We start from the raw sequence: 18,114 nt of genomic DNA on the forward strand, positions 1-18,114 counted from the left end.
CCGGAGTCTGCATCTTGTTTGCGGTTCACCATCTCAGCTACCACCCCGCCGCCACCCCTCAGCCCATTTTGCGGGACATTAATTTAGACTTGGGTATGGCTGAACTGGGATTAATTATCGGACCCAGTGGATCCGGCAAAACCACCCTACTAGAGATTTTAGCGGGCTTGGCCACCCCCAGTCGGGGAATCATTCGATGGCAGGATCAGGTTCTCACACCCGATCATTTACAACAGTTGGCCGGATTGGTCTTTCAGTTCCCAGATCGCTACTTCTGTGGCAGTACCATTCTCGAAGAGCTGCGCTTTGGCCACCCAGAAATTCCCTACGAAAACTTTTACCGTGCCCTTGCCGATGTGGGTCTCGATCACTTGCCTTTGCACACCCGCCCCGAATCCTTGAGTGGTGGTCAGCAGCGTCGCCTCGCGCTTGCTGTGCAACTGGTGCGCCAACCCTACCTGCTCTTGCTCGATGAACCCACAGCGGGTCTGGATTGGTCAATGCGCCGCCAATTGGTACAGGTGCTGCGCCGCCTCAAGGAACACTGGAGCTTGCTGGTGGTGACCCACGAAGCAACGGAACTACAGGAGATTAGCGATCGCACGTGGCGATTGGAAAACGGTTGTCTAGTGCCACTGACTTCCCATCAGTCAAGTCCTGTAATAAGTTTTAATACTTAGGTAGCAAAACTTTGCAATTTGTTACCACAGGGGCGCAAAGTCGCTCCACAGCTTGATTTTCTGCTACAACCACAAGAGGTACAGCCCTTCTTGCAAGGATGGAAGACCCACAGCACTGTAAAGCCAGTGCGGGATAGTACCTCCTCAATGTCCTCCATCGTTTTAGCAAAGGGGCGTATATCCCACTTGGGGTTTGGTCTCGATCGTTACAAGGAGTTTGAACGCATGTTCACCCACGTCAAGTCCACGATTCGGCATATCGCGCCAGCGGCGTTAAATGGGCGATCGCTGTTGCGAGTGGTGTATGTGGTACTTGAAGCCCAATACCAGAGCGCGCTGTCGGCAGCGGTTCGCAGCATTAACGATACCCATCCACAGGTGGCCATTGAAATCAGTGGCTATCTCCTTGAGGAACTGCGCAATCCCGAAAACTATGCCGCCTTCTGTGAGGACGTGGCGCGGGCGAATGTGTTTATCGCCTCCCTGATTTTCATTGAGGACTTAGCGGATAAGGTGGTCGAGGCGGTTCAGCCCTATCGCGATCGCCTCGATGTAGCGGTTGTCTTCCCCTCGCTGCCGCAGGTGATGCGCCTCAACAAAATGGGCAGCTTTTCCTTGGCTCAGATTGGCCAATCCAAGAGCGTCATTGCCAACTTCATGAAAAAGCGCAAGGAGAAGTCAGGTGCCGGCTTCCAAGACGCCATGCTCAAACTCCTGCGAACCCTGCCCCAAGTCCTGAAGTACCTCCCCATTGACAAAGCCCAGGATGCCCGCAACTTCATGCTCAGCTTCCAGTACTGGCTGGGGGGGTCACCCGAGAATTTGCAAAACTTCCTCCTGATGCTGGCCGATCGCTACGTCTTCAAAGGTCAGCCAAACAGCAACCTCAGCTACCAAGAACCGGTCACCTACCCCGACACCGGTATTTGGCACCCCCTTGCACCGCAAATGTTTGAGGATCTCAAGGAGTACCTCAACTGGTTCAACAGTCGCCGCGATATTGGCACTGATCTTAAGGATCCCCTTGTGCCCACCATTGGCCTGCTGTTGCAGCGTACCCACCTTGTCACAGGTGATGACGCCCACTATGTCGCCATTGTGCAAGAGTTTGAATCCCAAGGGGCGCGGGTGATTCCCGTCTTCTCTGGTGGGCTGGACTTTTCGACCCCGCTAGAAAAATTCTTCTACGATCCTGTCAACCCTGAAAAACCCATTGTTGATACCGTTGTCTCTCTCACGGGATTCGCCCTTGTGGGGGGGCCTGCCAAGCAGGATCATCCCAAAGCTGTGGCGGCACTGAAAAAACTCAACCGTCCCTACATGGTGGCACTGCCCTTGGTGTTTCAAACCACTGAGGAATGGGAAGACAGTGATCTGGGGCTGCACCCGATTCAAGTGGCGCTGCAAATTGCTCTACCGGAACTGGATGGTGCCATTGAGCCAATTATTCTTTCCGGTCGCGATGGCATGACCGGTAAGGCGATCGCCCTCCAAGACCGCGTGGAAATGATCGTGCAGCGGGCACTGAAGTGGGCCAATCTGCGCCGCAAACCCAAGGTGCAAAAGAAAGTCGCCATCACCATCTTTAGCTTCCCGCCCGACAAAGGCAATGTTGGCACCGCCGCCTACTTGGATGTCTTTGGCTCCATCTACAAAGTCATGGAAGCCCTGAAAAACAACGGCTATGACGTGCAGGACATGCCCGAGAGCGCCGAAGCCCTGATGCAGGAAATTCTCCACGATGCCCGTGCCCAAGTGGGTAGTCCCGAACTCAACATTGCCTACCGCATGAGCGTACCGGAATACGAGCGCCTCACCCCCTACGCCAAGCGCCTTGAAGAAAACTGGGGCAAACCGCCAGGGCACCTGAACAGTGACGGCCAAAACCTGCTCATCTACGGCAAAACCTACGGCAACGTCTTTATTGGTGTGCAGCCCACCTTTGGCTACGAAGGGGATCCAATGCGGCTGCTCTTTTCTCGCTCTGCCAGTCCTCACCACGGCTTTGCTGCCTATTACACCTTCCTCAACCACATTTGGCAAGCGGATGCGGTGCTCCATTTTGGCACCCACGGCTCCTTGGAGTTTATGCCGGGTAAACAGATGGGCATGTCTGGGGATTGCTACCCCGATAATCTCATTGGCTGTATTCCCAACCTCTACTACTACGCCGCCAATAACCCCTCCGAAGCCACCATTGCCAAGCGCCGCAGCTACGCCAACACCATTAGCTACCTCACCCCACCGGCGGAAAATGCCGGTCTCTACAAAGGGCTGCGGGAACTCAGCGATCTCATTGGTTCCTACCAAACCCTGAAAGATAGCGGTCGGGGGGTTCAGATTGTCAACACGATCATGGACAAGTGCCGCATGGTAAATCTCGATCAGGATGTGGCTCTCCCCGATAAGGACGCGGCAGAACTCAGTGCCGAAGAGCGCGATACCCTCGTGGGCAAGGTCTATATCAAACTAATGGAGATTGAAAGCCGCCTCCTGCCCTGTGGCCTGCACGTAATTGGCAAACCACCGACAACGGAAGAAGCAGTGGCTACCTTGGTCAATATTGCCAGCTTGGATCGCTCTGAGGACGGCATTAAGAGCTTGCCTAGGCTCATTGCCGAGAGTCTAGGGCGGGACATTGACGAAATTTATCAAAATAGCGATCGCGGGATACTTGCAGATGTTGAACTGCTGCGCCAGATTAACGAGGCGACCCGTGCTGCCGTCAGTGCCCTCGTCCAAGCCCAAGCCGATGCCGAGGGTCGTGTGTCGCGGGTCTCGAAGCTGAACTTCTTTAACATGGGGCGCAAAGAGCCGTGGATTGAATCCCTCCATGGTGCAGGCTATACCCAAGTGGATGCCGCTGCCCTCAAGCCCCTGATGGAATACCTCGAATTCTGTTTACAGCAGATTGTGGCCGACAATGAACTGGGGGCACTGCTGCAAGCCCTTGAAGGCGAGTACATTCTCCCCGGCCCCGGTGGCGATCCAATTCGCAATCCTGAGGTCTTGCCGACGGGCAAAAATATCCACGCCTTGGATCCCCAAGCCATTCCCACTGCCGCTGCTGTGCAGTCTGCCAAAGTTGTGGTCGATCGCCTTCTAGCGCGGCAAAAAGCGGAAAACAACAACCAATGGCCAGAAACCATCGCCATGGTGCTCTGGGGCACAGATAATATCAAAACCTATGGCGAGTCCCTTGCTCAAGTGCTCTGGCTAGTGGGGGCCCGTCCTTTACCCGATTCCTTGGGACGGGTCAACAAAGTGGAACTCATCCCCCTAGAAGAGCTGGGGCGGCCACGCATTGATGTTGTCGTCAACTGTTCTGGGGTCTTCCGCGATCTCTTTATCAACCAGATGGCGCTCATTGACCGTGCCATCAAGATGGCTGCCGAAGCCGATGAACCCCTTGAGCTAAACTTTATCCGCAAGCACGCACTGCAACAGGCTTCAGAATTGGGGATTGACCTGCGCCAAGCGGCCACACGGGTCTTCACCAATGCCTCCGGTTCCTACGCGGCGAATGTCAACCTAGCGGTGGAAAATAGCTCTTGGGAGCAGGAGTCGGAACTGCAGGATATGTATCTCTCCCGTAAGTCCTTTGCCTTTTCGGCGGATTCTCCGGGGACGATGCAGCAGGCGCGGGAACTCTTTGAAACCGCCCTCAAAACGGTGGATGTGACATTCCAAAACCTCGATTCCTCAGAAATTAGCCTCACCGATGTCAGCCACTACTTTGACTCAGATCCGACCAAGCTGGTGGGGGCACTGCGCGGCGATGGCAAACAACCCAAGGCCTATATTGCCGATACCACCACAGCCAATGCCCAAGTGCGGACGCTCTCGGAAACCGTTCGCCTCGACAGCCGAACCAAGCTCCTGAATCCCAAGTGGTATGAAGGGATGCTCTCCCACGGCTACGAAGGGGTGCGCGAGATCTCGAAGCGACTAGTCAACACAATGGGCTGGTCGGCCACCGCAGGAGCTGTGGATAACTGGGTTTATGAGGAGGCGAATGCCACGTTTATTCTCGATGAGCAGATGCGGCAGCGGCTTCTGAATACCAACCCCCACTCCTTCCGCAAAATGGTGAGCACCTTCCTCGAACTTCACGGACGCGGCTACTGGCAGACCAGTGAAGCCAATCTGGAACTGCTGCGGCAACTCTATCAAGAGGTCGAGGACAAGATTGAGGGCGTTGAGTAAACAACGTTAATCGCCTGGGGGGAAGCTCTTCCCCCTTTTTATTTGGACGCCGATGTGATCGGAACCCACCCTGCTCCTTAAGCGTCAGACCCCGCAGTACGTTTTTTCTGTGGAGGAGTTGACGATGTTGAAGACACTTCAAGTCGTTGGCCTATCGTCCTTGACTGGTTTGGCGGTTCTTTCCTTTGTGGATACCGCCGTGGCTCAACTGAATGTCAACGTGAATCTTGGTGGTTCCCGTCAGCCGGTGTATGTGGTGCCCAGTCCCTCTAGCCAACCCGTCTATGTGGTGCCTACCCCTCAAACACAACCCGTGTATGTGGTACAGCCAAGAGTGGTTAGTGTTCCGCCAGCCTCCCCGCGATCGCGCCATCACCGCAAAAAGCCCCATCGCAATCAACCGCAGTATGTGATTCCCGCGAATCCGAGTGGGGTGCTGATCACGTTTTAAGAACTCCAGTCAGAATCGCCGCCCCTTCTGCTAAGATGGATTACACATCGGTATTCCGACCGATTTATCGTAGATTGATGGCAGAATGGTCAATTGGCGGCGTTTTAGGGTTTGGTTGAGCTTGTTCTTACTAGCGGTAGGTCTCAGTGGTCTCACCGCTGCTTGTCAATTTCAGGCCACTCTGCCCGATGGTCGCCCTGCTCAGGTGAATCTAACCCTTTCTTCGTTCTCGGTCACTAAAAAAGCGCACGAGGCTATTATGCCCCTGTTTGCTGCTCAATGGGAACAGGAACATCAACAAAAAGTGCGCTTCCGAACGAGTTATGGTCCCTCGGGCAGTCAGTCACGGGCGGTGATTGATGGCCTAGAAGCCGATATCGTCCACTTGTCCCTTGGTTTAGATGTCGATCGCATTGCCAAAGCAGGGTTAATTCGCCCCGATTGGGCTAGCCAAGCCCCCCACAACAGCATTGTCACCACTTCTGTCGGTGCCCTGATTACCCGTGACGGCAACCCGAAAAATCTGCAAACCTGGCAGGATCTCACCCGTGAGGGGGTGACATTTGTGACTGCCGATCCCAAAACCTCTGGCGCGGCTCGCTGGAACTTCCTTGCCCTGTGGGGATCGGTCACGGAAACAGGGGGAACGTTTGATCAGGCGCGGCAGTTTGTGACTGAAGCCTTTCGCCATGTGGCCGCTCTCCCCCGCGATAGTCGTGAAGCCACTGATGCCTTTTTGAAACAGGGACAGGGGGATGCCCTGATCAACTATGAAAATGAAGTGATCTTGGCTCGCCAAAAGGGCAAGACCCTTTCCTATATCCTTCCTCCTGTGAATATCCTGATTGAAAACCCGATCGCCCTTGTGGATCAATACGTGGATAAACATGGCACACGGGAGGTAGCACAGGCCTATATTGACTTTCTCTATACTCCCCAAGCTCAGGAGATCTTTGCCCAATATGGTTTTCGACCCGTGGATGCCACCGTCCTTGCCGCCCATCAGCAGACGTTTCCACCCGTGCCCACCCTCTTTACCGTGGCAGATTTAGGGGGCTGGGAGAAGGTGCAAGCCCAATTTTTCGCTAATGGCGCCCTGTTTGATCAAATTCAGCAGGAGAATCAAGCCTGATGACCGCTACCCACCCCATTTCGACGTCACTCTCTCCTCAGAAACAGCGCTGGCAGTTTCCTTGGGTTTGGAGAATCACGGTCTTTTACTTACTCGTGATGCTGGCTGTACCCATTGCTGCCCTCTTGAGCCGTGCCAGTAGTGCTGGGCCACTGCATTTTTGGCGGGTGGCAACGCGGGCGATCGCCCTGTCGGCCTATGAAGTCACCTTTGTCACTGCCCTCATCGCAGCGCTGATCAATGGCATCTTTGGTACCCTGATTGCTTGGGTGCTGGTGCGCTATTCCTTTCCGGGGAAGCGCTTCTTTGATGCTGTCGTGGATCTACCTTTTGCATTGCCGACGGCGGTGGCGGGTCTCACCCTCGCAACGGTCTATAGCGAAAATGGCTGGATTGGTAGCTTACTAGCGCCCTTCGGAATCAGAATTGCCTTCAGCCGCTGGGGGGTGGCGGTGGCGATGCTCTTTATTTCCTTACCCTTTGTGATTCGCACGGTGCAGCCCGTCCTCACCGAAATGGAAAAGGATGTGGAGGAGGCAGCATGGTCGCTGGGTGCTACCCATGGGCAGACCTTTTGGCGAGTGATTTTGCCACCTTTGATGCCCGCTATTCTCACAGGCGTTGCCCTAGGCTTCTCACGGGCAGTGGGAGAATTTGGCTCAATTGTGATTATTTCCTCCAACACTCCTTTTCGGGACTTGATTGCCTCAGTGCTGGTGTTTCAGAGCTTAGAGCAGTATGACTATGAGGCAGCAACCATTATTGGCACGGTGATGCTCTTGGTGTCCCTAGCGATTTTATTTCTGATTAATCTGCTGCAAGCGTGGGGGCGGCGCTATGCGGAGCGTTAAACCCTCGCCCACCCAAGAAAAGCCGTGGCTCCATGCCCTTTTGATTGTCATTGCCATCGCCTACTTAGCCCTTGTGCTTTTGCTGCCGGCGGCCAATGTCCTTTTCCAAGCCTTTCACAAGGGAGTCATGCCCTTTCTGGAAAATTTGCTGGCGCCAGATTTTCTGCATGCGGTGTGGCTGACGTTTGCCCTTGCCTTGGTGGTGGTGCCCTTAAACACGATCTTTGGCCTCTGTGCCGCTTGGGCGATCGCCCGCCATCGCTTTGCGGGGCGCACCCTTTTACTTAGCATTATTGACTTACCTTTTTCCATCTCCCCCGTTGTTACCGGACTGATGCTGGTACTGGTCTATGGCCGCAATGGCTGGTTCGGGGGCTGGCTGCAAGCTTTAGATATTCGCGTTATTTTCTCTTTTCCGGGGATGGTGCTGGCAACAGCCTTTGTGAGTTTGCCCTTTGTGGCACGAGAAGTCATCCCTGTCCTGGAAGAAATCGGCACCGAGCAGGAGGAAGCCGCAAAAACCCTAGGCGCCAATGAGTGGCAAACCTTTTGGCGAGTCACCCTGCCCAATATCCGCTGGGGGCTGCTCTATGGGGTCCTGTTGACCAATGCGCGAGCGATGGGGGAGTTTGGTGCTGTGGCAGTTGTCTCTGGCAATGTGGCGGGCTTGACGCAAACCCTGCCTCTCTTTGTTGAAGACGCCTACAAAAACTACAACACGGAGTCGGCCTACGCAGCAGCGGTGATCCTTGGTTTGCTAGCGCTTGTGACGCTCGTGGTTAAGGAAATTTTGGAGCGGAAAACAGGGATCAAGCCCAATCCCTAGGAGGTGCCGAGGACGCGCAAAATCGAGGGCACGGCTTCAATATCGGTCATTTGGGCAATCTCGGCCATGGCTTGGCGGAACTCTCCTTCGCGCACATGGTGGGTGACAATTACAATTTCTGCCAGATCGTTGTGACTACCAATTTGAACCAAGGACTCCAGACTAACGTTATGGTTACCAAAGCAGGTGCCGAGTTTTCCTAGTACCCCCGGATGATCTTGGGCATGGACACGGGCATAGAAACGACTATCCACCTCTGCCATCGGTAGCAGCGGCATAAACTGATCATGCTGGCAGGTGAGCAAGGGATGGCTGGCACGTCCTTGGGGCAGAAGGGCGGCAATGTTGATTAAATCCGCCACGACAGCACTGGCGGTTGCCCCTGCACCCGCACCGGGGCCATAGAACATCACCTGTCCCAACGGCTCTGCCTCGAGAAGAATGGCATTAAAGACGCCATTGACGCCGGCCAAAGGATGTTCAAGGGGCACAAGCGTCGGATGCACGCGCACCTCTAGGGGCTGGCCACTGAGCTGGCGGGCGATCGCCAGCAGTTTAATGCGAAATCCTAGCTTTTCGGCATAGACAATATCGGCTGCGGTGATGCCACTAATGCCCTCGCAATACACTTCCTCGCGGCGAATCCGTCCGCCAAAGGCAAGGCTGGCAAGAATGGCAATTTTATCCGCTGCATCCCATCCCTCAATGTCAGCACTGGGATCCGCCTCGGCATACCCTAGGCGTTGGGCGTCGGCAAGAATAGGGGCAAAATCCCCTTGCTCCTGCTGCATGCGGGTCAGGATGTAGTTGGTGGTGCCATTGAGAATGCCGCTGACACTGTGGATACGATTGGCACCTAGGCTCTGTTTCAGGGCTTGAATGACGGGAATCCCACCAGCCACGGCCGCTTCGAGCATCACATAGACCCCTTGGGCATTGGCCGCATCAAAAATTTCAGCACCATGACGGGCAATCACGGCCTTATTGGCGGTGACAATGTGCTTGCCGTGGGCAATGGCCTTGAGGATGAGCGATCGCGCCGGTTCAATGCCGCCGAGGACTTCCACCACAATATCAATGGCTGGGTTGGTGACAATACTTTCTAAATCTGTTGTCAACAGTTGCGGATCAAGGGCAATGGCGCGGGGTTTATGGATATTCCGTACCCCCACTTGGGCGATCGCCAGTTCCTTGATCAGCGGATGGCGCCCCGCTGGATCCGCCAAAATTTGTGCCACACCACCACCAACAGTGCCCAACCCCAGTAAACCAATGTGATACATCAGACCCGTCCTATTGCACTGTTCCTATTATCAGTCGCGCTCGTCCTAGTCACACACATGGCGAACGTAGGGTTCCTCCCTAGGCAAAAAGGATTCAAAACTGGCCATTTGGGCAGCAATGAGATCGGGCGTGGCCTCGGCAATATCCCCTTGGCGATCGCTCAAGCGACGGCGCAATTCCTCCGGGGGTGCACTACAGAAATGAATCTCTAGGGGCACGTGCAGTTTCTCTGCAAGGGCAATCACGGGTTGGCGCAGCGCCACGCGATCGTATTTCGCATCCAAAATCACCGTTTGTCCTTGACGCAGCAACAATTCTGCATAGGCCAAGAGCTGATTATAGGTTTTTTGGGTCATGGCCTCAGAATAGAGATCGACCTGCGGGAAATCACTGCTGTGGCGGTCAAGGGGGATGCCCGCCAAGTGCTTACGCACGGCATCGGAGCGGATTTGAATGGCCTGCTCCCCTTGAGCCAGACCCCGCCCCCGTGTACTTTTGCCTGCTCCGGAGAGACCACACATGACATAGAGCTTGGCTTGACGCGGTTGGGTATAGCGATAGGCGGCGGCATAGTAAGCGGCGGCTGTGGCTTGGATGTCTGCCTTTTCGGCCTCGCTAATGGCGGGATCATTGAGGGCCAAGGCGTTCACATTGCCGCGAATATAGGCTCTGATGCAAAGGTAAAGGGGCAACAGCACTGCCCCAGCGTAGTCCCCACTCCACTCTAAGTAGGTGTTGAGGAAAAGATTGGCCAAGTCGCCGCGCCCCCGAAACTCCAGATCCATCAGCAAAAAAGCGGCGTCGTAAATGACATCAATGTTGCGAAATTCTTCGTTGAACTCAATACAGTCGAAAATTTGCACCCTGCCGTTGTACAGACAGATATTGTTCAGGTGCAGGTCGCCATGGCACTCGCGGATTTTGCCCCCGGCTTGCCGCTGCACCAACCACTCCTGATGCCGCGTCAAAAAGTCATCGGTAAAGGCTTGAATTGCCGCGTACTGCTCTGGGGATTGACAGCGACCGACAAACTGAGCTGCCAAGGCATGGCAATTGTTAATCACTTGGGCGATCGCCCGCGGGGAGCCAAATTCACTAATGTGGGGACTGGTGGCAGCCGTGCGGTGAAAGTGAGCCAGTTCTTTACCGAGGGATTCAATTAGGTGGGGGGTGACTTGGTTGGCGGCAAAGAGGTGAGAAAACAGTTGCGACTGATCAAATTGCCGCATTTGCACGGCATAGTCAATCACCTCAGCTCCCGCAGGTAAGTCTTGGGGAGCCGCCACAAAATAGCGATCGCCCACCGCCACAATGGGCACCACCGCCAAGTAGAGATCTGACGCCAAACGGCGATTCAGCCGTAACTCTTCCCGACAGTAAAATAGCCGCTTTTCTAGGGTTGTAAAGTTCAAAAAGCCAAAATCCGCCGGCTTTTTCACCTTATAGGCATAGTCCCCCGTCAGAAATACGTAGGAAATATGGGTTTGCAGCAATTGAATGGGAGAGGTCACTGCATGGGGGTACGCAGCAGGGGTTAATAGGGCTTCGACAAAGGCAGGCAAAGACATGCGTATTGTGGCTAACATCGCGCCCCAATCATATCACTAGACTCTATGCCTGTGGCTAAATTGACGTTTTGAGCGTTCCTTTAGAGGATGGGGATACAGCGCTCTGATGGTGCATGGAACTATGGTGCGTCGCCCCGTCACATTACCCCAACTCCAGCAAAAAAAACAGCAGGGAGAGCCAATTACCATGCTCACGGCTTGGGATTATCTGTGGGCGCGGCTATTGGATGCGGCGGGGGTGGATGTGATCCTTGTCGGGGATTCCCTTGGTATGGTTGCCCTTGGCTATCAAACCACGTTGCCGGTGACCCTTGATCAGATGATTCACCATGCGCAGGCGGTGCGGCGGGGCGTCAGCCACAGTTTCCTCGTGTGTGACCTACCCTTTTTGAGCTACCACGAAAGCCCAGAGCAGGCCCTGCGATCGGCGGGGCGTTTAGTCAAAGAAGCAGATGTACAGGCAGTGAAAATGGAAGGTGCTTCACCCGTGGTGCAGGCAGCAACGCGGCGCTTAGTGGAGGCCGGCATCCCGGTGCTGGGTCATGTGGGTCTGTTGCCGCAGCGGGTGCATCAGTTGGGGGGATGGCGACAACAGGGGAAGACGCCACAGGGGGCAGAAGCAATTCTCGCAGATGCCCTTGCTCTGGCCGAAGCAGGTGCCTTTGGCATCATTTTGGAGCATATTCCTGCGGATTTGGCACAGCAGATTACCGCCAAGCTGAAAATTCCCACGATTGGAATTGGCGCCGGCCCCCACTGTGATGGTCAGGTGCTCGTGACGGCAGATGTTTTGGGCTTAAGCCCGCAGGTGCCCCCCTTTGCTAAGGTGTATGCCGACTTGGGCACTCAGGCGATCGCTGCCCTTAAGAGCTACTGCCAAGCTGTAAAATCGCGGCAATTTCCCTAACTTAGAGCGGCCAATGGGCACGGGGGTTAAAGGTGCGCAGCGATCGCAACTTTTCGTAGAGTTCTTTTTCTTGGGCACTCAGGGATTTGGGGGGCACAATTTGTACCTTAGCAAGGAGATCGCCAGCAATGCCGCTACTACTGCGCCACCCTTTGCCCCGTAACCGCAGTGATTGCCCCGATCGCGTGCCCGCAGGCACATTCAAAACCACAGTCCCAGAGGGCGTCGGCACCGTGACTTGAGCACCCAAGGCAGCTTCATCCGGCGTGATCGGCAAATCAATCACCAATTGATCCTCTTCAAAGCGGAAGAGGGGATGAGGCGCCACCTGTACCGTGAGATATAAATCCCCTCGCTGTTGGGTGTAGGGGTTATATTGACCTTTGCCCCGCAGCCGCAACTTTGTCCCTGGCTTAACACCAGCGGGAATCGTCACAGTCACCTGTTCATTACCAATGGCGAATGATTTCTGGCAGCCCTGAAAGGCCTCTTGGAAGCTAATTTGCACTTCCGCATCAACATCGCTGCCGCCAAATGCCGATGAATCAAAGCCAGCGCTGCTCCAAGTGCGGGTACGCCCTGTGGTCGTGCCGGTGGCAAATCGCCCCAGCAACTCGTTGATAAAGTCTTCAAAGCTGCCAAACTGACTAAAGTCAGCGCCAAAGTCACCAATATTGACATTAAAGCCACCAGCACCCGCCGCACTGGCCTGTTGCCAATACTGACCAAATTGATCGTATTTGCGTCGTTTTTCCGGATCCGAGAGCACTTCGTGGGCTTCGTTAATTTCCTTGAAACGAGCTTCTGCCTCTTTGTCCCCTGGGTTTAAGTCGGGGTGATACTTGCGCGCGAGGCGGCGAAAGGCTTGCCGAATTTCGGCATCCGTGGCATTTTTGCTGACCCCGAGGATTTGGTAGTAATCTTTGAAGTCGGTACGCGCCATAGGAACATTCGCCTCTACGTAATCAAAAGATGAAGATTGAGTGTCAGGGCTGGCAGCAAATTAGGGCAAAAAGCTCAGTGTTATTATAGTTGAATCCCTTTATACCGTCTTGGCATGGCGACGTTTCTTCGTCCAGAACTGAGCAACCTCCGCGCCTACTCCACCCCCACGAGCGACTCCCTACCCCTAGAACTGGATTACCTCGATACCAATGAGTTTCCGTGGGATTTGCCCACTGCCCTTAAGGAGGCGTTAGCTCAACAGTATGTCAGCACCCTCGCCAGTCATCGCTATCCCGACAGTCACCATTGGCCGCTGCGGCAGGCGATCGCCCGCTATGTCAGTGAACACAGCCCAACTGAAATCTCCCCACACCAAATTGCGGTGGGCAACGGCTCCGATGAGCTAATTCGCTCGATTTTACTGGCCACTGCGATCGGGGGCTACGGTTCTATCCTAGTGGCAGAACCGACATTTTCCATATACGGGATCCTCGCCCAAACCCTAGGGATTCCCGTCCAGCGATCGCCCCGCGATCCTGACACCTTTGCCGTGGAAATTGCTGAAGCCAATACCCTCATTGCCCAAGCGACTCCCCCCGTGCGCGTTCTCTTTATGCTGCAACCCAACTCGCCGACGGGGAACCCTCTAACCGCAGCGGAGGTGGACTGGCTACGGCAGCTGCCTGAGGACATTTTAGTGGTGATTGATGAGGCCTATTTTGAATTTTCGGGCAAGACACTGGTGGGGGACTTGGCAGCGCATCCCAACTGGTTGATTCTGCGTACGTTTTCCAAGGCCTTTCGACTCGCCGCCCATCGGGTGGGCTACGCCATTGGCAATGCCGAGGTGATTGCGGTTTTAGAAAAGGTTCGTCTGCCCTATAACCTGCCTACGTTTTCTCAAGTGGCGGCGCAAGTTGCCCTTGACCATCGGCCGGCGTTGCTCGCAGAGATTCCCACGGTGCTAGCAGAGCGGGAGCGCCTCTATGAACGGCTTCAGGGTTGCCCCCAACTGCGGGTATGGCCGAGTGTGGCCAATTTCCTCTTTTTCCGCTTGCAGGAACCGCAATACACCCAGCCCCTGTGTGATGCCTTGCGGCGTCAGGGTACCCTTGTGCGGGCGATCGCTGGCGGAATTCGGGTCACCATTGGCACACCAGCGGAGATGGAGCGCTTTTGGCAACGGCTGCAAGCTTTTTTGCACCAGCTTTAGCTAATCGGACCAGCGGCCATTGGGCAGGACTGTTCCCCGCAGGGTTGCCGTGGCTAAAGACGTGTGGGTCAGTGTGGCACCCCGCAGGTTGGCGCGACTCAGGTTGGCTTGGCGCAATTGCACAGCCGTCAGTTCAGCATTGATCAGCTTAACTTCAATCAGCTTGGCATTGGTCAAATCCACGTTGGTCAGTGTGGCATTGCTTAAATCCGAGCCACTGAGATCTGCCCCCGCCAAATTCACATCTTCTAGGGTGACACCGCGCAAATCCAGTCGCCGAAAGTCACGCCGCCCTTTGGCATAGTCTGCCAGCATTTGATCAGCTCTATTTTGATTAATCATGGCTGGGGCGTAGCGACTGAGAAAACCGTGTTTATCAAAGGCGTCTGAAGGTCGCCCCGAAGAAGCAGACATCACTAAAGTAGGATCAGGATTCTGATGATTTTACTATAGCTTAAGCCTAGGGCAGCGACCGTTTTTGGAACTCGTGGCCAAAGGGTCTAAGGAAAGTGGCATACTGCTATAGATAAGGAACCAATAGGGAGATAACGCTGTGGGACTGTTTGATCGCGTCAGCCGTGTGGTTCGCAGTTGGCTCAATGCGCTGGTGGGTGCTGCTGAAGATCCCGAAAAAATCCTTGAGCAGACCATGATTGAAATGCAGGACAATCTGGTGACCCTGCGGCAAGCCGTCGCCCAAGCGATCGCCTCCCAAAAGCGGTTAGAGCAACAGTTCAACCAACATCAACAGCAGGCGGCTGAGTGGGAGCGCCGTGCCAAAATTGCCCTGCAACATGGGGATGAGCAACTAGCGCTTGAGGCCTTGAGTCGCAAAAAAACAGCACTGAATGCAGCCATGGCTCTCAAAGGGCAACTGGAGCAGTCTGTGACCCAAGTGGAAGCCCTCAAAAAACAAATGCAGCAGCTTGAAAGCAAGATTGCGGAAGCGAAAACCCGCAAAGAAATGCTGGTGGCACGGGCACGGGCAGCCAAGGCCTCAGAGCAACTGCAACAAACCTTTAGCAGCCTCAACACCAATGCCCCCATGGCCGCCTTTGAGCGCATGGAGGAACGGGTTCAGGAAATGGAGGCTCGCTCCCAAGCCGTGGCTGAACTCAATAGCGATACCCTCGAAGCCAAGTTTGCCGCCCTCGAAGCCGGCAGTGTGGATGACGATTTGGCACGGCTGAAGGCAGAATTGGCCAACCCGCAACTGTCACCCAGCAGCACCCCTGCCTACGATCCAGAGTTGGAAGCCCTGCGGCGGGAACTGGAGAAGAACTAGTTATTTTCCATGGATCTCCTGCGATCGCTCCCTTTGGGGCTATACCTTGAACAACCGGTGACTTGGCTGCACCGCCTTGATCCGCGGGTTAAGTTGGCATGGTTGATGACGTTTCTGTTGGCACCTATTTTGGCGGATGTCACTTGGCGGTTGGGGCTAGTGGTTAGTTTAATTTTCCTGACCCTCCTAGGGGGGATTCCCGCACGGGTGTGGCGGCGGCAACTGCTGTGGCTCCTCTTGGTGGGGAGTTTAATTCTAGTCATCACGGCTTTGATGCCCGATGGGATGGCGGTCACCTATCAACCCCGCCGCCCTTTGGCAGCCACCGCTCCGCCCACGAGCTACAGTTATATCCTGTGGCAGTTTCGTGCCCAAGTGGGTCAGTTTCCGATTCATCTGCAAGTTTCCCAGCGATCGCTGGATTTGGGGTTACGCCTGAGTACCCTCCTGTTTACGCTCCTTTACAGTACGCATCTGTTTTTGCTCACCACTGCCCCTGAGGAAGTCACCGCTGGCTTGGAAAATCTGATGCAGCCCCTGAAACGCTTTAAGCTGCCGGTGGCCGAAATTGCCCTGACCTTGACGCTGTCGCTGCGGTTTATTCCCTTGGTCTTAGAAGAGGTGCAAAACCTGAGCCGCTCAGTGCGGACGCGTGCCATCAATTGGCGACTGGTGGGCATTAAGGGCAGCATCAAGTTGTGGCTCACCTTAGCAGTACGGCTGTTGGACAATTTACTCCTGCGGGCAGAACAGGTGGCCTGTGCGATGCAGGTGCGGGGCTTTCAAGAACCGGGAACCTACGATAATCCCTGGCACCATCTGCGACTGCAGCGGCGAGATTGGTTGGCTCTGGGGGGCATGGGGTTATTTTGGTTGGTTCGTTTGGGTTGGTTGGGGGTGACACACCATTGATGTTCCCCTGTCAGCCGTGGCTATGGTGCTGTTTGCCGCTGCGGCGTCGCACGGGTCGCGCCGTTTTTCAGCAGTTATTTTTGGCGGAGCCGATTGCCGTCCTCCTCGAAAGTCCAGCCCAAGCCCCGACTCCCCAAGCGCGCTATTCCATTTGTGCGGGGTCACCACGGCGCGATCGCCAGTGGCCACTCTCCTTGGGTCAAGTCCTGCCGACGCTACAACGCTTTCCCCAATGTGAAGCGGTTCCTGAAGCGGTGCGCCATCTGCCCTTTACTGGTGGCTGGTTGGGATGGCTGGGGTATGAGTTGGCGTGGGAAATTGAAGCCCTGCCGCCTCTGAAGCCTGATCCTCTCCCTTTTCCAGTGGCCTTTTGGTATGAACCCCAAGCCTTCGCCGTCTTGGATCATCAGGAAGATCTGCTCTACTTGGCGGCTTCGACCCCTAGCCAACTGGCAGCGCTGCAAGAAGCGCTTGCGGAAACACCCCCTGAGCCATCTCTCTGGGTGCCCGATCGCCCCGGCAGCATTGAACTAGCCGCTGGCTGGCAACCCGATACCTACCAAGCAGCGGTGCAGCAGATTCTCCGCCATATTCGCGCTGGCGATATTTTTCAAGCCAATCTGTCGGCCCGCTTTTGCCATTACGGGCGCGTTGATCCTTGGCAACAATACCTGCGGCTGCAGCAGATTAACCCGTCTCCCTTTGCCAGTTTTTGGCAGACCCCTTGGGGCTACATTGTCAGTTGCTCACCGGAACGCTTGGTGCAAGTGCAGGGAGATAGGGTGCAAACCCGACCCATTGCTGGTACCCGTCCGCGCGGCCAAACCCCAGCGGGCGATCGCGCCCAGGCCGAGGAACTTCTCAGCAATACCAAGGAACAGGCAGAACACATGATGCTCGTGGATTTAGAGCGCAATGACTTGGGGCGAGTGTGCCAGTGGGGCAGTGTGGTGGTGGATGAACTCCTAACGCTGGAGTACTACAGCCATGTGATTCACTTGGTGAGCAATGTTCGCGGCACGTTGCAGCCGGGGCTGTCTCCTGTGGATGTGATCCGTGCCCTCTTTCCCGGCGGCACGATTACTGGCTGTCCCAAGGTGCGCTGCATGGCGATTTTGGCGGCTCTGGAACCCTTTCCCCGCAATTTGTTCTACGGTTCCTGTGGCTACTGGGATCAGCGGGGGCATTTGGACTTGAATATCCTCATCCGTACCTTGTTGGTGGCAGGCGATCGCCAGACGACCTGGGGACAGGTGGGCGCCGGTATTGTGGCCGACAGTGATCCACAGCGGGAATGGCAAGAATCCCTGAGCAAAGCCCAAGCCCTGCTCCTTGCCCTCGGAACACCTATGCCCATCAGCCCCCGTTCCTAGGCTCCCTCCATCAGAGCGTGCCATTCAATTACCACAGCCGCAGGCACAGCAATCTCAATCCCCTGCTCCTCTAGGGGCGGACGCAGTACCAAAGGTTCACTCTTGGGCAATTGCGAGGCGAGGGGCAACAGGTCAAACTGTCCCACATTGGCAACGGAGTCTGCCTTGGGAAAGTCATCTACGGCTGTGAGGGTTTGACCGCTCGATGTGATCAGCACCAAGGGATCGGGATGGCGAAAGTGGTACTGCTCGGGAAACCCCACCAAGCGTAATTGCAACTGGTCACGACGGGAAAAGAGAATCACCTGCCACGTGAAGCCACGATTATCGCGCAACTGATGCCGCGACTGCACCACCACTTGATTGGGAGCCTCTTCAATGGTGCGCATCATGGCAGGGCTACTGGGGGACACCGCTAGCCACAGGGGAATGACGAGCAGGATCACAAGTAACAAACGCTGCCAACGTTTCATTGAAGTTC

At 55.3% G+C, this 18,114-nt stretch carries 16 protein-coding genes; 11 read left to right on the forward strand and 5 right to left on the reverse strand.

The features are described from left to right. Positions 1-14 precede the first annotated feature (14 nt). The 6 genes from M0646_RS12770 to cysW all read left to right on the forward strand — a co-directional run bounded on the left by M0646_RS12770 (position 15) and on the right by cysW (position 8,146). On the forward strand, positions 15-680 hold the full coding sequence (locus M0646_RS12770) for an ABC transporter ATP-binding protein (protein ID WP_149821437.1): 666 nt from the start codon (positions 15-17) through the stop codon (positions 678-680). A 225-nt stretch (positions 681-905) separates the two neighbouring features. Next, positions 906-4,886 (forward strand): magnesium chelatase subunit H, encoded by a 3,981-nt coding sequence (locus M0646_RS12775; protein WP_286649717.1) that lies wholly within the window; start codon positions 906-908, stop codon positions 4,884-4,886. A gap of 124 nt (positions 4,887-5,010) precedes the next feature. After that, complete coding sequence (locus tag M0646_RS12780) at positions 5,011-5,337, forward strand: hypothetical protein (RefSeq protein ID WP_286649718.1); 327 nt, start codon at positions 5,011-5,013, stop codon at positions 5,335-5,337. A gap of 115 nt (positions 5,338-5,452) precedes the next feature. Further along, a complete protein-coding gene (locus M0646_RS12785) occupies positions 5,453-6,469 on the forward strand; it encodes a sulfate ABC transporter substrate-binding protein (protein ID WP_255451678.1) in 1,017 nt (338 codons plus the stop codon). Beyond that, entirely contained in the window at positions 6,469-7,320 is an 852-nt protein-coding gene (gene cysT / locus M0646_RS12790) for a sulfate ABC transporter permease subunit CysT (protein WP_286649719.1), read from the forward strand. Before M0646_RS12785 ends, cysT begins: the two co-directional genes overlap by 1 nt. After that, positions 7,307-8,146 carry a sulfate ABC transporter permease subunit CysW gene (gene cysW, locus M0646_RS12795; RefSeq protein ID WP_286649720.1) on the forward strand — a complete coding sequence of 280 codons (840 nt, stop codon included), beginning with the start codon at positions 7,307-7,309 and terminating at the stop codon, positions 8,144-8,146. Before cysT ends, cysW begins: the two co-directional genes overlap by 14 nt. On the opposite strand, the gene M0646_RS12800 is transcribed toward cysW, so the two are convergent. Together M0646_RS12800 and M0646_RS12805 are read right to left on the reverse strand one after the other, a co-directional pair. Next, positions 8,143-9,429 (reverse strand): homoserine dehydrogenase, encoded by a 1,287-nt coding sequence (locus tag M0646_RS12800; RefSeq protein ID WP_315863001.1) that lies wholly within the window; start codon positions 9,427-9,429, stop codon positions 8,143-8,145. The genes cysW and M0646_RS12800 overlap by 4 nt on opposite strands. Positions 9,430-9,474: 45 nt before the next feature. Next, a complete protein-coding gene (locus tag M0646_RS12805; protein WP_286649721.1) occupies positions 9,475-10,998 on the reverse strand; it encodes a bifunctional aminoglycoside phosphotransferase/ATP-binding protein in 1,524 nt (507 codons plus the stop codon). Positions 10,999-11,104: 106 nt separating this feature from the next. Between M0646_RS12805 and panB the strand changes: the two genes are divergently transcribed. Further along, positions 11,105-11,905, forward strand: coding sequence for a 3-methyl-2-oxobutanoate hydroxymethyltransferase (panB, locus tag M0646_RS12810; RefSeq protein WP_286649722.1), 801 nt, complete (start codon positions 11,105-11,107; stop codon positions 11,903-11,905). A gap of 1 nt (position 11,906) precedes the next feature. Here the strand turns inward: panB and M0646_RS12815 are convergent, their stop codons facing one another. Next, positions 11,907-12,848 carry a DnaJ C-terminal domain-containing protein gene (locus tag M0646_RS12815; RefSeq protein ID WP_149821452.1) on the reverse strand — a complete coding sequence of 314 codons (942 nt, stop codon included), beginning with the start codon at positions 12,846-12,848 and terminating at the stop codon, positions 11,907-11,909. A 114-nt stretch (positions 12,849-12,962) separates the two neighbouring features. Here M0646_RS12815 and M0646_RS12820 point away from each other — a divergent pair, with 114 nt between their 5' ends. Then, positions 12,963-14,063, forward strand: coding sequence for a histidinol-phosphate transaminase (locus M0646_RS12820; protein WP_286649723.1), 1,101 nt, complete (start codon positions 12,963-12,965; stop codon positions 14,061-14,063). On the opposite strand, the gene M0646_RS12825 is transcribed toward M0646_RS12820, so the two are convergent. Then, positions 14,064-14,477 (reverse strand): pentapeptide repeat-containing protein, encoded by a 414-nt coding sequence (locus M0646_RS12825; protein WP_226971972.1) that lies wholly within the window; start codon positions 14,475-14,477, stop codon positions 14,064-14,066. It abuts the gene before it with no gap. 139 nt (positions 14,478-14,616) lie between these two features. Here M0646_RS12825 and M0646_RS12830 point away from each other — a divergent pair, with 139 nt between their 5' ends. The 3 genes from M0646_RS12830 to M0646_RS12840 are packed head-to-tail and all read left to right on the forward strand — an operon-like array spanning position 14,617 to position 17,633. Next, positions 14,617-15,348 carry a PspA/IM30 family protein gene (locus tag M0646_RS12830; protein ID WP_206200417.1) on the forward strand — a complete coding sequence of 244 codons (732 nt, stop codon included), beginning with the start codon at positions 14,617-14,619 and terminating at the stop codon, positions 15,346-15,348. Positions 15,349-15,357: 9 nt separating this feature from the next. Next, complete coding sequence (locus M0646_RS12835; RefSeq protein ID WP_286649724.1) at positions 15,358-16,260, forward strand: energy-coupling factor transporter transmembrane protein EcfT; 903 nt, start codon at positions 15,358-15,360, stop codon at positions 16,258-16,260. Then, positions 16,158-17,633: an anthranilate synthase component I gene (locus M0646_RS12840; RefSeq protein ID WP_399374969.1), complete on the forward strand. Its 1,476-nt coding sequence runs from the start codon at positions 16,158-16,160 to the stop codon at positions 17,631-17,633. Before M0646_RS12835 ends, M0646_RS12840 begins: the two co-directional genes overlap by 103 nt. Here M0646_RS12840 and M0646_RS12845 read toward each other — a convergent pair. Then, positions 17,630-18,106 carry a DUF3122 domain-containing protein gene (locus tag M0646_RS12845; protein WP_149821464.1) on the reverse strand — a complete coding sequence of 159 codons (477 nt, stop codon included), beginning with the start codon at positions 18,104-18,106 and terminating at the stop codon, positions 17,630-17,632. The genes M0646_RS12840 and M0646_RS12845 overlap by 4 nt on opposite strands. Positions 18,107-18,114 lie beyond the last annotated feature (8 nt).

The sequence above is a fragment of the Thermosynechococcus sp. B3 genome, from assembly GCF_030323045.1.
Lineage (GTDB): Bacteria > Cyanobacteriota > Cyanobacteriia > Thermosynechococcales > Thermosynechococcaceae > Thermosynechococcus.

Coding starts and splice junctions, on each gene's coding strand:
- M0646_RS12775 (WP_286649717.1), top strand. CDS start 906: ATGTTCACCCACGTCAAGTCCACGATTCGGCATATCGCGCCAGCGGCG.
- M0646_RS12780 (WP_286649718.1), top strand. CDS start 5,011: ATGTTGAAGACACTTCAAGTCGTTGGCCTATCGTCCTTGACTGGTTTG.
- cysT (WP_286649719.1), top strand. CDS start 6,469: ATGACCGCTACCCACCCCATTTCGACGTCACTCTCTCCTCAGAAACAG.
- cysW (WP_286649720.1), top strand. CDS start 7,307: ATGCGGAGCGTTAAACCCTCGCCCACCCAAGAAAAGCCGTGGCTCCAT.
- M0646_RS12800 (WP_315863001.1), bottom strand. CDS start 9,429: ATGTATCACATTGGTTTACTGGGGTTGGGCACTGTTGGTGGTGGTGTG.
- M0646_RS12805 (WP_286649721.1), bottom strand. CDS start 10,998: ATGTCTTTGCCTGCCTTTGTCGAAGCCCTATTAACCCCTGCTGCGTAC.
- panB (WP_286649722.1), top strand. CDS start 11,105: ATGGTGCATGGAACTATGGTGCGTCGCCCCGTCACATTACCCCAACTC.
- M0646_RS12815 (WP_149821452.1), bottom strand. CDS start 12,848: ATGGCGCGTACCGACTTCAAAGATTACTACCAAATCCTCGGGGTCAGC.
- M0646_RS12820 (WP_286649723.1), top strand. CDS start 12,963: ATGGCGACGTTTCTTCGTCCAGAACTGAGCAACCTCCGCGCCTACTCC.
- M0646_RS12825 (WP_226971972.1), bottom strand. CDS start 14,477: ATGTCTGCTTCTTCGGGGCGACCTTCAGACGCCTTTGATAAACACGGT.
- M0646_RS12835 (WP_286649724.1), top strand. CDS start 15,358: ATGGATCTCCTGCGATCGCTCCCTTTGGGGCTATACCTTGAACAACCG.
- M0646_RS12845 (WP_149821464.1), bottom strand. CDS start 18,106: ATGAAACGTTGGCAGCGTTTGTTACTTGTGATCCTGCTCGTCATTCCC.